General features: G+C 70.7%; 13 protein-coding genes. 8 read left to right on the top strand and 5 right to left on the bottom strand.

The window, feature by feature from the left end:
- Positions 1–18: 18 nt before the first annotated feature.
- The 5 genes from PZB77_RS05000 (at position 19) to PZB77_RS04980 (ending at position 3,414) form a co-directional block, all read left to right on the top strand.
- Complete coding sequence (locus PZB77_RS05000) at positions 19–420, top strand: rodlin (protein WP_275491317.1); 402 nt, start codon at positions 19–21, stop codon at positions 418–420.
- 302 nt (positions 421–722) lie between these two features.
- A complete protein-coding gene (locus PZB77_RS04995) occupies positions 723–956 on the top strand; it encodes a chaplin (protein WP_275491316.1) in 234 nt (77 codons plus the stop codon).
- A gap of 464 nt (positions 957–1,420) precedes the next feature.
- The gene (locus PZB77_RS04990) at positions 1,421–1,714 is read left to right on the top strand and encodes a hypothetical protein (RefSeq protein ID WP_275491315.1); all 294 of its coding nucleotides are present in this window, start codon (positions 1,421–1,423) and stop codon (positions 1,712–1,714) included.
- Between the two features lie 233 nt (positions 1,715–1,947).
- A complete protein-coding gene (locus PZB77_RS04985) occupies positions 1,948–2,358 on the top strand; it encodes a rodlin (RefSeq protein ID WP_275491314.1) in 411 nt (136 codons plus the stop codon).
- A gap of 648 nt (positions 2,359–3,006) precedes the next feature.
- Entirely contained in the window at positions 3,007–3,414 is a 408-nt protein-coding gene (locus PZB77_RS04980) for a rodlin (RefSeq protein WP_275491313.1), read from the top strand.
- Positions 3,415–3,545: 131 nt separating this feature from the next.
- Here the strand turns inward: PZB77_RS04980 and PZB77_RS04975 are convergent, their stop codons facing one another.
- Positions 3,546–4,046: a DUF5949 family protein gene (locus PZB77_RS04975; RefSeq protein ID WP_275491312.1), complete on the bottom strand. Its 501-nt coding sequence runs from the start codon at positions 4,044–4,046 to the stop codon at positions 3,546–3,548.
- A gap of 404 nt (positions 4,047–4,450) precedes the next feature.
- Between PZB77_RS04975 and rsgA the strand changes: the two genes are divergently transcribed.
- Both rsgA and PZB77_RS04965 read left to right on the top strand, forming a co-directional pair.
- On the top strand, positions 4,451–5,614 hold the full coding sequence (gene rsgA, locus PZB77_RS04970) for a ribosome small subunit-dependent GTPase A (protein ID WP_275491311.1): 1,164 nt from the start codon (positions 4,451–4,453) through the stop codon (positions 5,612–5,614).
- Positions 5,615–5,737: 123 nt separating this feature from the next.
- Complete coding sequence (locus tag PZB77_RS04965; RefSeq protein WP_275491310.1) at positions 5,738–6,046, top strand: hypothetical protein; 309 nt, start codon at positions 5,738–5,740, stop codon at positions 6,044–6,046.
- Between the two features lie 39 nt (positions 6,047–6,085).
- On the opposite strand, the gene PZB77_RS04960 is transcribed toward PZB77_RS04965, so the two are convergent.
- The gene (locus tag PZB77_RS04960; protein ID WP_275491309.1) at positions 6,086–6,568 is read right to left on the bottom strand and encodes a DUF456 domain-containing protein; all 483 of its coding nucleotides are present in this window, start codon (positions 6,566–6,568) and stop codon (positions 6,086–6,088) included.
- 204 nt (positions 6,569–6,772) lie between these two features.
- Positions 6,773–7,696 carry a LysR family transcriptional regulator gene (locus PZB77_RS04955; protein WP_275491308.1) on the bottom strand — a complete coding sequence of 308 codons (924 nt, stop codon included), beginning with the start codon at positions 7,694–7,696 and terminating at the stop codon, positions 6,773–6,775.
- Between the two features lie 161 nt (positions 7,697–7,857).
- On the opposite strand from PZB77_RS04955, the gene PZB77_RS04950 reads away from it, so the two are divergent.
- Positions 7,858–9,300: an MFS transporter gene (locus PZB77_RS04950; protein ID WP_275491307.1), complete on the top strand. Its 1,443-nt coding sequence runs from the start codon at positions 7,858–7,860 to the stop codon at positions 9,298–9,300.
- A gap of 466 nt (positions 9,301–9,766) precedes the next feature.
- Here PZB77_RS04950 and PZB77_RS04945 read toward each other — a convergent pair whose 3' ends face one another.
- Entirely contained in the window at positions 9,767–11,254 is a 1,488-nt protein-coding gene (locus tag PZB77_RS04945; RefSeq protein WP_275491306.1) for a dienelactone hydrolase family protein, read from the bottom strand.
- 420 nt (positions 11,255–11,674) lie between these two features.
- On the bottom strand, positions 11,675–12,112 hold the full coding sequence (locus tag PZB77_RS04940; RefSeq protein WP_275491305.1) for a hypothetical protein: 438 nt from the start codon (positions 12,110–12,112) through the stop codon (positions 11,675–11,677).
- Between the last annotated feature and the right edge of the window lie 262 nt (positions 12,113–12,374).

The following is a 12,374-nucleotide window of genomic DNA, read 5'->3' as shown; positions in this document are numbered from 1 at the left end:
GTACGAGAAGGGTTAATCGTGATCAAGAAGGTTCTGGCAACGGGTGCCGTTGCCGCTTCCATCCTCGGTCTCGGGGCCACGCAGGCCATGGCCATCGGCAACGACGGCGGCACCACCTCGGTCAACGGCAACGGCGCCTCGCAGTCGTTCGGCAACGCCGAGACGCGTGGCGACTGGAGCCCGCAGTTCGGTCTCGTCCAGGGCTCGCTCAACAAGCCCTGCGTCGGTCTGCCGCTCAAGGCCAACGTCGGTTCGCTCATCGGCCTCATTCCGATCTCGGTCCAGGACATCAACGTCCTGTCCTCGCCGCAGAACCAGCAGTGCACCGAGAACTCCACCCAGGCGAAGGGCGACGAGGCGCTGTCGCACATCCTGGACGACATCCCGATCCTTTCCGGCAACGGCGCCGGCAACAACTGATCCTCGCGCCCTCGTGAGGGCCCGGGCCGACGGCCCTCCTCCTCGTCGGACCGGGCCCGTCCGCTGCCGTTCCTCGGCAGTGCGCGGCGACCTGTCCCCTTCCGTGTGCCTGTCACGGCGTGGGTGGTCGTCGGATCATCGCACCGCGCGGACGGATTTCCAGAAAATCTCTCTGAGAGAGTTTCGATTCCGGCCGCTCCTCGTTACGAAGGAAAGCGCCGGAGTCACGGGCGATCGACAGAACGCTCGTGCGGCACGAAATACGTGACCGCCTCGGACTCCGCCGCGAGAAAGGGATGAAAATGAAGTACACCAAGGTCGCCGCAATCGCCGCCGGAACCCTGATGGCGCTGGGCGCCGCCGCTCCCGCCATGGCCGACGCCGGCGCCGAGGGCGTGGCCGCCGGTTCCCCGGGCGTTCTCTCCGGGAACGTCATCCAGGTGCCGGTGCACATCCCGCTGAACATCTGCGGCAACACGATCAGCGTGATCGGCCTGCTGAACCCCGCCTTCGGCAACACCTGCGTCAACGCCTGACAAAGGACCGGGTGAGAGCCCAGGGCCTGCGCCGCGGCGCGTGGCGGATGCACGGCGACGGCGACGACACCTCCTCGCGTCGCCGGCACGTCCCCCTGGGTCGCGCGGGTGGGCGTGCCCCCGCCGCGCGACGCACCGTATCGGGCGCCGCGCACTGATGGCGCCGCGCACGGCCGGACAGCCCTCGGCTCACCCATGACCGGCCCCGGATCACCTCGGTGAACCGGGGCCGTCGTCTTTTTCGGAGCATGCCCGAGAACGCCCGGCGGAATCGGCGGGGGACGGACTCCGGCATCGCCGGGAAAAGCGGGATCCGGGTGCGGAAAATTCGCTCCGCACACAGTTTCCGGGCCGATCCGGGCTCGTTGTTCCGGTACGAGCGGCAGGAACCGCAGCCAAAGAAGGCGTGGGTGCGGCTGCCATGTGCGGCCGACAAGGCTGCCGCTCCGGAAGGGAAGCAGAAAGTGAAGTTCGCGAAGACCGCCGCTCTTCTCGCCGGCTCGGTGGCCGCCCTCGGAACGGCCGCCCCCGCGTTCGCCGTCGCGGAGGCCACCACGGCCCCCGTCTTCAGTCTCGACACCGGTCTGAACCAGGTCATGGACAACGCTCCGCAGGTGGTCGACGCGGTCGGTGGCACGGTGGACGGCGCGACGGAGACGATGAAGAAGGACGGCACCGTCGGCAAGCTCGCGGGTGAGGCCAAGAGCGCCGCCAAGGGCGCGACGCCCCTGCTGGGCGGCCTCTCGCTCGGCGGCTGAGCCCTCGTACTCCGCGCGGCACCGTTCTCCCGGAAGGCCGGCTTCCCATTCCGCGGGCCTGGGACCGGGAGTACGCGCGGGCCATCGCGTCACGCGGGCACCGGCGACGACGGCACCGACTTCTCATGCCGGAACACCATTTGAGTGAACCGGCGCAACCAATCCCGCACCCGAGAGTTGATCAGGTCGCTCCGGACAGGCGGACACGTAGACATTTCACGAAGGGCATTTCCATGTTCAAGAAGATTATGGCTTCCGCCGCGGTCGCGGCCTCCGTCGTCGGCGTCTCCGCCGCCTTCGCGCCGTCCGCCATGGCCATCGGCAACGACGGCGGCACCACGTCCGTCAACGGCAACGGTGCCATGCAGTCCTACGGCAACTCCGCCACCCACGGCGACTGGAGCCCGCAGTTCGCGCTCATCCAGGGTTCGCTGAACAAGCCCTGCATCGCGCTGCCGGCGAAGGCCAACCTCGGTTCGCTCATCGGGCTCGTCCCGATCACGGTCCAGGACATCAACGTGCTGTCCTCGCCGCAGAACCAGCAGTGCACCGAGAACTCCACCCAGGCGAAGGGTGACGAGGCGCTGTCGCACATCCTCGACAACATCCCGATCCTCTCGGGCAACGGCGCCGGCAACAACTGACTCGTGCGGGTGCGGAGATGACGCCCTCAGGGCACCTCCCGCATCCGGCTCGTCACCGGTGCTCGACCACGCGCGGGGCCTGCTCCTCCGCACGACCGATCCTTCGGCCGTGCGGCGGGGCGGGCCTTTCGCCGTGCCCGGGCGCGGCGCCCGGGCCTTTCGCCCCGGGGAGTCGGCACCCGACCGGCCGCGCCCGAGCGGCGGTGACCGGGCCGCCGGGGCCCAGGAGCCCGGGGAAAGGCCGGACGTCCGGCCCGAGGGGCCGTCCCGGCAGGGCGGTTGGGCCGGATGCCGCAGCGCCGGCCGGGCGCCGGGCGGGCGCGGGTAGGGCTCTTCCATGGACCAGTACGACAGTCAGAATCCGCCGCACGGGCAGGGACCCGCGGAGAGTGACACCCCCATCTACGACCGGCTGTTCGCCGAATGGCAGGCGGCACACCGGGTCCCCCAACCTGCCGCACCCTTCCATGCGGCCTCTGCCCACCGCATTCCAGCGGCGCGAAATCACCGCAAAGCCCCCGGAAGGTAGGCCGATGGCGTCTATTTCACGCCAGATCGAACCCATTTGAGTGGTACTGCGCAACCGAATCCGTCGCAGGGGGTTGATCAATACGTTCCACAACGGAACGCTCCGAAAGGTGAAGCGTGATGAAGAAGATGATGACCGGCGCGGCGATGGCTGTGTCCCTGATCGGTCTGTCCGTCGGTGCGGCCCCCATGGCCATGGCGATCGGCAACGACGGAGGCACCACGACGGTCAACGGGAACGGTGCCGAGTCGGAGTTCGGCAACAGCGAGACCGCCGGCGCCTTCAGCCCTCAGAACCAGCTCATCCAGGGCACCCTGAACAAGCTGTGCCTCGGCGTGCCGGTCAAGGCCAACGTCGGCTCGCTGATCGGGCTCGTCCCGATCACGGTCCAGGACGTCAACGTCCTGTCCAACCCGCAGAACCAGCAGTGCGCGGACAACTCCACCCAGGCGAAGGGCGACGAGCCGCTGTCGCACGTCCTGGACGACATCCCGGTCCTCTCGGGCAACGGCGTCGCCAACAACTGACCCGCGCGCGGCCGGGCGGCCGGCGGGACCCTCTCCGCCGCCGCCCGCGCCCGCCGGTGAGGCACCGCCCACGACGATGCCCACCACCCCACGGGGGGTGGTGGGCATCGTCATGTCCGTCCGGGGCCGGGTCAGCCGAGGGAGCGCACCGGCATGAGGCAGTGGGCCGCCGTGGCGACGGTGTCGGGGCTGGCGGCGAACGCGCGCAGCTGGTCCTCGGTCACCGGCCGGCCCGGTACCGCCTCGGGCCAGGGGCGGGTCGCGAACATGCAGTACACCTGGGCCTGGTCCCGGGCGGCGGCCAGCCACTCCGCGGGGGCGGGATACTGCGCCGTGAAGTGGGGGAGCGTCAGGACCGCCTGGCCGGCCTGGACGAGGAGCTTGACCTGGAGTCCCGGCTGCTCGGCCGCGTTCGCGACGCCGCCGCCGACCTGGAGGCCCGCTCGTTCGAGGGCGGTCCGCATGGCGGCCTCCCCGGCGTGGGGGCCGTCCTGTCCGTCCCCGAGGGAGTAGGTCAGGAGGAAGGCGGCGTCCCGTCCGCTCTCGGGATTTTCGCCGCTCCAGCCGATCACGATCTGGGTGCCCAACTGGGCGGGTGAGTATGGGTGGGTGGACGTCTGCGGTGAGGTCATGCTCGGCACCCTAACCGTGGCGGACCGGGTGCCATGCATGCTTATCACCTGAACGAGGGACATCTCGGTTAAGTTCGCCGCACGGGTACGTGTGGTGGTGCGGGCGGAAGCCCGGAGCGGGTGAAGCGGACGGCCCGGGGAGGGCCCGCGCGTCGGCGGCCGGTAATTCCGTTGACGGAAGCGGGGGGTGGCTGGCTAGGGTGGGAACCGTTCCCGTGCGGCACCGCGGGGGACACCGAGTCGGTGAGGAAGCAGGAGGTGAGGACATTGATGACTGTCGCTGCGACGGGCGCTGCCCGCAATCGGACGAGCACTGTTCTCCACTTCTCCGTGGCCACCGGCTGACCTTCACCTTCTCCGCGCCGTACGCGCGCTGCCGGGGCCACCCTCCGAAGGGTCTCCCCTTGTCTTCCTCGTTCCCCACCGCTCACTCCGGCCTCCCGGCCCTCTCGCACCCGCTCACGCCCTACGGCTGGGACGACGCCTGGGCCACCGCCTTCGCCCCGTACGCCGCGCAGGGACTCCTGCCCGGCCGTGTGGTGCGGGTGGACCGGGGCCGGTGCGACGTGATCACCCCTTCCGGCACCCTGCGGGCGGACACCGCCTTCGTGGTCCCGCGCGACCCGATGCGGATCATCTGCACCGGCGACTGGGTGGCCGTCGACCCCGACGGCGACCCGCGGTTCGTCCGTACGCTGCTGCCCCGGCGCACGGCCTTCGTCCGGTCGACCTCCTCGCAACGCTCCGAGGGGCAGGTGCTCGCCACCAACATCGACCACATCGTCATCTGCGTCTCCCTCGCGGTCGAACTCGACCTGGGGAGGCTCGAACGCTTCCTCGCGCTCGCCCTCTCCAGCTCCGGCGGCGACGCCCTGCTGGGCGGCTCGGAGGGCGGCCGGGAGCAGCCCGCGGCCGTGGTCGTGCTGACCAAGGCGGACCTGGTGCCCGACGCGGCGACGCTGGCGCACCTCACCGAGGACGTCGCGGCCGTCGCCCCCGGCGCGCAGGTCATCGCGGTCAGCTCGCACACCGGCGAGGGCGTCGACGTGTTCACCGCCCTCGTCTCCAGCGGTACGAGCGTGCTGCTCGGCATCTCCGGCGCGGGCAAGTCCACCCTCGCCAACACCCTCCTCGGCGACGAGGTGATGGCGGTGAAGGCCGCCCGGGACGTGGACGGGAAGGGCCGCCACACCACCACGACCCGCAACCTCCTGGTGCTGCCGAACGGAGGCGTACTCATCGACACCCCCGGACTGCGCGGGGTCGGGCTCTGGGACGCGGAGACGGGGGTGGAGCAGGTCTTCTCGGAGATCGAGGCACTCGCCGGAGAGTGCCGCTTCCACGACTGCGCCCACGCCGGTGAGCCCGGCTGCGCGGTGATCGCGGCCGTCGAGGACGGGAGCCTCTCCGTGCGGCGGCTCGACAGCTACCGCAAGCTGCTGCGCGAGAACCAGCGGATCGCCGCCAAGACCGACGCCCGCGTCCGTACCGAAATGACCCGCGAGTGGAAGCGCAGGGGAGCGGAGGGCCGGGCCGCCATGGAGGCCAAGCGGGGCCGCGTCAGGTAGTCCGTGTCCGGTTCTTCGCGTCGGCTCGGCGGGCGGGAAGGGCTGGACACGGCGGAGAGACGACCCGTCACGCCCGTCGGGCCGGTGCCCCGGCCCGACGGGCCTGATGAGCTAATGAGGGGCATGACCTATTTCATGTACGACATCACGGGCACTCCGGTCGAGGAGCCCGATGCCGACGCCGTCCGGGCGGCGGTGGCGGCCCTCGGCGAGACCCACCGGGAGAACCCGGACGTCTCGCTCACCCATGAGTCAGGCTGGTCCCTCACCGCCTATGCGGGAGGGCTGCTGATCTGGGAGAACGTGGAGGACGACGGGCTCGTCCCCGGCGTCATCGAGCAGGCGTCCACCGACGACGTGCTCCGGCTCTTCGACCGGCTCGCCGCCGGGGACACCGACACGGTGGAAGCGGAGGGCTGGCGCCGCGACTGAACCGGTCCCTCCGGCCGCGGGGGCGCGGGCCGTCAGGGGTCAGCCCAGGACGACCGCGCCCAGCCACGCCCCGGCCACCAGCAGGCACGCGTACAGCTCCACCAGCACCGCGTACCCGGTCGCCCGCATCACCGACCTGACCGAGGCCCATCCGGCGCTCCGGGACCCCAGCCGCAGCCGCTCGACGCCGTAGACAGCGCCGACGTAGCCGAGGGCTCCTCCCACCACCGGCAGGACGAAGAACCCTCCGACGGCGGCCAGCCCGCCGACGATCAGGGTGCGGCGCGGCGCCCCCGACTCCTTCGGCCGACGGGGCGGCAGCAGCGGTTTCAGAGCCTGGTTGAGCAGCAGGACCGCCGTCGACCCGATCAGCACCCCCCAGGCGAGCGGTGACACGTCGGTCAGCGCCCACCAGAGCACCGCGGCCCAGACGATCGCCTGGCCCGGTACACCGGGCACCAGGACCCCGAGCAGCCCGAGCAGCATCACCAGGCCCACGGCGACGAGCTGCCACTCACTCATCAGCCCAGCCTGCCAGCGGCCCCGCGTTCCCGCGCGTCAGCGGGGAGACGAAGGGAGACACCGCTCCCCGGGGCTCCGGGCCCCGCCGCCCGGTCCCGGAGCGAGGACGGGCCGGAGCGAGGACGGGCCGGTCACCCGCGCGCCGGTGGCTCCGGGCCCGGTCCCGGACGTCCGAGCCCCGCATGGCGGAAGTCCACGCGCGGCTCACACCGGCGCGGCCGCCCGCGGGTCCCGCTGCGCCATCTCCTGTGCCGCCGCGCGGGCCGCGTCCGCGAAGGCCTTCAGCGCGCCGGTGGTGTTCCCGGCGCGCCAGACGAGGCCGTAGCCGGTCGGCTCCGCGTCGGTGACGGGGACGTACGCGACGCCGGGCCGCGCGAAGTAGGTCGCCGTGTGCGCGACGGTGAGGAGGGCGCCCCGGCCGCCCGCGACCAGCATCAGGGCCTCCTGCATCTGGGTAACGGAGGGGCCGGGGATGATGGGCCTGCCGCTCGGGGTGCGGGTGGGGGCGTGGTGCTCCTGCCGGTAGCCGGGCAGCTCGCCCTCGATGGTGAGGAGGAGGACGTCGGCGAGATCTTCCAGGGAGACAGTGCCGCGGGCGGCAAGCGGATGCGCGGACGGTACGGCGAGGACACGCTCCTCAGTGAGGAGGGGCGGGCCGCCGCCCAGGTCATCCTCCCGGACCGGGAACTCCTGGAGCTGGACATCGAAATCACCGTCCCGCAGACGCCCGTAAGGATCGGTCATCGGCACCTCGCAGATCTCCACCGCGAGGCCGGGATGGCTGATCCGCAGCGACTCCGTCACCTTCATCACGATCTCGCCGGCGAGCGGGTTGGAGAATCCGACGTGCAGGGTCGTGTCGATGCCGCGCGCGGTGGTGGCGGCGCGCGCCAGGGCGGCGTCCATCGCACGGTGGAGCGGTTCGAGGTCGGCACGCAGTTGGCGGCCGATCGCCGAGATGGCGACGCGGCGGCTGGTGCGGATGAACAGCGGTGCTCCGACACGCCGTTCGAGACGCTGGATCAGCTGGCTGACGCGGGCGCGGGAGAGCCGCATACGGTCGGCGGTGCGCCCGAAATGCAGCTCTTCGGCGAGCAGGAGGAAGCACTCGACTTCGTCGCGTTCCACAGGTTCCCCCAGGTGAGCCGGATCGGTAAGTCCTGCTGAACGAACGTCCAGGTATTGGCCGTTGTTCCGCCCGCGCCTGCCGGCCGAAGGTGAACGAGCCGCCCTCCCAGCAGACGGCACACCTGTTACCCCCGCTGCCTCCCACCAGGAGTTGACCTGCCATGAGTACGTCCAGAACGGCAGCCGCTGCGCTCAGTGCCCGGGAATGGGGCGTGCTGCTCGTCCTCTGCGGCGCGATCTTCCTCGAAGGCATCGACGTCGCCATGCTGAACGTGGCGTTGCCCGCCATCCGCGCGGATCTCGGACTGTCCACCGGCATGCTGCAGTGGGTGATGAGCGCGTACGTCCTCGGCTACGGCGGCTTCATGCTGGTCGGCGGCCGGGCGGCGGACCTCTTCGGACGGCGCCGGATGTTCGTTCTCTGGCTCTCGGTGTTCCTGGTCTTCTCCGGGCTCGGGGGATTCGCCTCCGAGGGCTGGCAGCTGATCACCGCCCGGTTCGTGACCGGTGTCGCGGCGGCCTTCATGACCCCGGCCGGGCTCTCCGTCATCACCACCGGCTTCGCGGAGGGTCCGCGCCGTAACAAGGCTCTGCTCTTCTACTCCGGCACGGCCGCCGGCGGGTTCTCGATCGGCCTGGTCGTGGGCGGACTCCTCGCCGCGGTGGACTGGCGATGGGTGTTCTTCGCGCCGGTGGTCCTCTCGGCGCTGATCCTGATCGGTGCGCTGGCCTTCGTACCGAAGTCGCCGCGGCCCGACCGGACCGGACAGAGCCTCGACCTGGCCGGCGGCCTGACCATCACCGCGGCCGTCCTGCTCCTGGTCCTGGGTGTGGAGCGGGTGAGCCACGCCTCGCTCGTCCCGACCGTCGTCACGCTGGGCGCCGGCCTGGCTTCCCTCGCCGCGTTCGTCGTCGTCGAACGCCGCGCCGCCGCCCCCCTGGTCCGGCTCGGCATCTTCCGCAGCGCCCCCCTGGTACGGGCCAATATCGCCGGTCTGCTCTTCGCCGCCGGTTTCTTCGGCTTCCAGTTCCTGGTCGTCCTCTACCTCCAGGAGCTGCGCGGGTGGTCCACCCTGGAGACCAGCTTCGCGATGATCGTCATCGGTGTCGACGCGATCCTCTCGCCGACGGTCGTCCCCAGGCTGGTCGACCGCCTCGGCAACGCACGCCTGATCTTCGGCGGCCTGGTCCTTGCCTCCCTCTCGTACGCGCTCTTCCTGCCGCTCGGCGCCGACTGGACCTACCTCACGATGCTTCCGAGCCTGCTGCTGCTCGGTATCGCCTTCGCCCTGACGTACGGTCCGCTGACCATCGTCGCGACGGAGGGCGTCGAGGAGGAGGAGCAGGGGCTGGCCGGCGGGCTCCTCTACGCCGCGTTCCAGTTCGGCGCGGCACTCGGTCTCTCGGGGGCCGCCGCGGTCGACGTCGCCGCCACCGCGTCGGATTCGGCGGCCGCACGCCTTGACGGATACCAGGCCGCGCTGTGGGTACCGCTCGCTGCGGCACTGGGCGCGGTGCTGGTCAGCGCCTTCGGAGTGCGGTCGGGCAAGGGCCAGGTGGTCTCGGAGCGCGAGCTGTCGCCCGAACTCACCACCGCCGAGTGACCCCGCCCAAGGGGAAGGAGCACCCGTCGTGGCCGCCACCGGGACCGACACGTTCACCCACGTCCAGGACACCTTCTTCAGCCACGTCCGCGACATCGAGTACGCCACGATGATCACTGTCGACCGCAGGAACCGACCGCGCGCCAGAGTCCTCCTCCCCGTTCGGGAGATCGCCGACGGCCGCCCGGCCGGCCGCCTACAAGACCCCGGTCAAGCCGGCACACCTGGCCCACAGCCCGTACACGACGTGCTCGTACGGGAACCCCCGCCGGAACACCGTCCACGTCGACGCCCTCCCATTGGGTCGAGACCGACACCGACCGGCAGCACGCCTGGGACCTCTACCTCGGGGGCGGTCCGCCGGGGGTGGGCTACGACCCGGTCCACTACTGGCGCAGCGGTGCGGGTGCTGACCGCTTGAGCGCGCCATTGTCGGCCGACAGATCGGCGGCCGCCGCCCGGCCGATCAGTGGTCGCTCGGGCGGTGGACGCTGAGGTCACCGTAGGCCGACAGGACGCCGGCCAGGTCACCGGGCTTGTCCCGCAGGGTGGTGTCCAGGAAGGCGAGAGTGCTTGCGGCGACGACCCGAGGGCTCTCGGTGCGGCCCAGGGAGCCGACCACCGAGGACAAGGGCGGCAGGTACAGGGGGCCGTCCATGAAGGTGAGGTGTGTGGCGCCGGGGATGGTGAGCCGGTAGCTCGTCGCTGTGTTGAGCTTGAGGGCCTGGGTGAGGCGGGGTATGTAGTGCGGGTCGGTCGCGGGGGTGATGGCCTGGGTGAGCGCGAGCGTCGGCTGGTGGAGGGCGGGGGAGGCGGGGCCGTGGGGGTAGCCGTCCAGATCGATGACGGCGTCGAACCGGTGGTCCTGCCGGGCTGCCTGCAGGGCGGCGGCACCGCCCATGGAGTGGCCGGTGACCGCGACCCGGCCGGTGTCCAGGCGTCCGGTCAGCGGGCCGGCGATCTCACCTCGGCCCAGACGGTCCAGCTGAGTGAGGACGAAACTGAGGTCGGCGCCCCGAACAGTCGTCCAAGCGGCCGCCAGCTTGTCGTCCTTGTCCCGGTCGCCGGTGGAGGTGGTCTTGGTGTGAATCGTTCGGCCGCCGGTGAGGACGACGGCGGCAGAGTCGTACGGGTGGTCGAGGGCGGCGACCAGATAGCCGTGGCTGGCCAGTTCCTCGGCCCAGGCGGTGTTCTGGGTGCGCACTCCGCCCGATCCCGGAGAGAACAGCACGACCGGGAAGCGTCCGCCCCCGTCGGCCACCGGGGCGTCGAAGACCGAACGGGTGTGGGCACGAGGGATGCCGTCGACCAGGAAGCCAGGCAGGCCGACCGTGCGGGCGAGTGCGTTGGAGACGGTGCGCGCCTCGTGCTCAGTGCGTCCGAGATACTGGGCCCGCTGCGTGCCTGCGGGGCTCTTCCGTGCGGGATACCAGAGCTGGACCACGACCTCGCGCCGGTCGTGCGGATCGGCGGTGAAGGTCTCGGGGCGGCGTGGGTCGGTCCACTGCAGCACGCGGGTGCCGACTGCGAAACGGCCTGAAGGTTCGGGGAACACGGGTACGGGGAAGGCCCAGGCGGCCACCGGACCCGTGGCGATCAGACCGACGCAGGCCACCGAACCGGGCAAGGCCAGCCACCACCGGGCCCGCCACGCCGGTCGGCCGGTACGGAGCCGCAGCAGCGGAGAGAGGGCGAATGGCAACGCGACGACGGTGCCTGCCAGTACGGGCAGCAGTTGCCAGCGGATGCCCACCACGCTCAAAACGACCGCGGACAGCACGGACACTGCTCCCGCCGTGATCGTGACGCGTGGGCGGACGGCAGGGGGAAGCCAGCGCACCACCACCAGCGCGACGGCACCCAGCAGTAGAAGTACTTCCAGAAGGGACATGTGCAGTCCCAAGATGTTCTCGGTCACCCGGCCATGCTCGGGGCGGGGTACGCGCTGCCACATCGCTCCTGGGTCGCCATCGTGTACAGCCAAAGTCGCAATCCGAGGCACGTCCATGTGGGAGGCCTTGCGACCGTGGGGGTGGCCGGGCTCCTCCTGTGGTCGTACTTCCGCGCGCTTCCTTCGGACGGTGGACTCATGCGTGCCGCTGGAGCGCGGCCCACCGTGACAGGCTGGGTACGTGCGCGCGGCGCGGGTGGAGCAATGCCTCGCACAGTGTTTGCCCCGCCTGCGGGAGCTGGGCTCTGAGCCGGGATGGTGTTCGGCTGGTGGTTGGTCAGCGGGCGAGGAGGAGTTCTCCGCCCCGTCCGGGAGCAGGCGGCACGGGCCAGGTCAGCTTCACAACTCACCTGACTCGTGCGGGCCCTTCTGGTGTCACGCCGCAGTCCGTATGACCGACCCGCGGTGACAGAGGTGCCCCGGTCAGCTGTCGCCGGGCAGCAGCTTTTTGATCGCTGCGACGGCGGTCTGCGGTTCGTCGGCGTGGCAGTGGATCGTACGAACCTCCGTGCGTCGTCCCCACAGGCTCACGGCGGTGACTGGTTGGGCCAACTCGACAGTGATCGAAGTCTGCGACGCGACAGCCACGTCCAGTACGCCGTCATCGGACTTGTTCGCGTCCGGGAACCGGAGATCGTGACGGGCGGACGCGATCAGGTGCAGCGGTATCCGCAGATCAAGCCGCGTACCGCGCCGCACCCGCAACCCGCCCGGCCCCACGACGTGTGGACGTGTGACGGCGGCGGCGTGCAGCCCCAGCACCAGAAACACCGTGTAGAGGTCCACAAGCAGCATGACCAGGTGGGCGACCGGATACGGGGCGAGCATGAAGGACACCCCAACCGTCTCGATCACGAACACGAAAACCAGCCCATAGGCCGTTGGCGCCTGAGCACGTGCATACCCGACAGCGATGTCCCCGTCCCCGACCCCGTGCGAGCGCCGAGCCACCCACAGCCCGAGGCTCGCCATCCACCGCCCCTCGTGGGCCGCCAACCGTCTCGTCCGCGTGATGAGTACCCCGATCCCCATGTGCCTCAGTGAATCAGAAGGACTCTCCAATTCCTCCCCAGGCCGTTGGCCGCATGCACACCTCGCGGGACACGGAGAAGCTCCAGGTCAT

The sequence above is a fragment of the Streptomyces sp. AM 2-1-1 genome, from assembly GCF_029167645.1.
In the GTDB taxonomy this organism is placed as follows: Bacteria; Actinomycetota; Actinomycetes; order Streptomycetales; family Streptomycetaceae; genus Streptomyces.
Note: the sequence above shows the minus strand (reverse complement) of the source record. Positions and strands in the feature narration are given on the sequence as shown.

Coding starts and splice junctions, on each gene's coding strand:
- PZB77_RS04980 (WP_275491313.1), top strand. CDS start 3,007: ATGAAGAAGATGATGACCGGCGCGGCGATGGCTGTGTCCCTGATCGGT.
- PZB77_RS04965 (WP_275491310.1), top strand. CDS start 5,738: ATGACCTATTTCATGTACGACATCACGGGCACTCCGGTCGAGGAGCCC.
- PZB77_RS04945 (WP_275491306.1), bottom strand. CDS start 11,254: ATGTGGCAGCGCGTACCCCGCCCCGAGCATGGCCGGGTGACCGAGAAC.
- PZB77_RS04985 (WP_275491314.1), top strand. CDS start 1,948: ATGTTCAAGAAGATTATGGCTTCCGCCGCGGTCGCGGCCTCCGTCGTC.
- PZB77_RS04995 (WP_275491316.1), top strand. CDS start 723: ATGAAGTACACCAAGGTCGCCGCAATCGCCGCCGGAACCCTGATGGCG.
- PZB77_RS04975 (WP_275491312.1), bottom strand. CDS start 4,046: ATGACCTCACCGCAGACGTCCACCCACCCATACTCACCCGCCCAGTTG.
- PZB77_RS04950 (WP_275491307.1), top strand. CDS start 7,858: ATGAGTACGTCCAGAACGGCAGCCGCTGCGCTCAGTGCCCGGGAATGG.
- PZB77_RS04960 (WP_275491309.1), bottom strand. CDS start 6,568: ATGAGTGAGTGGCAGCTCGTCGCCGTGGGCCTGGTGATGCTGCTCGGG.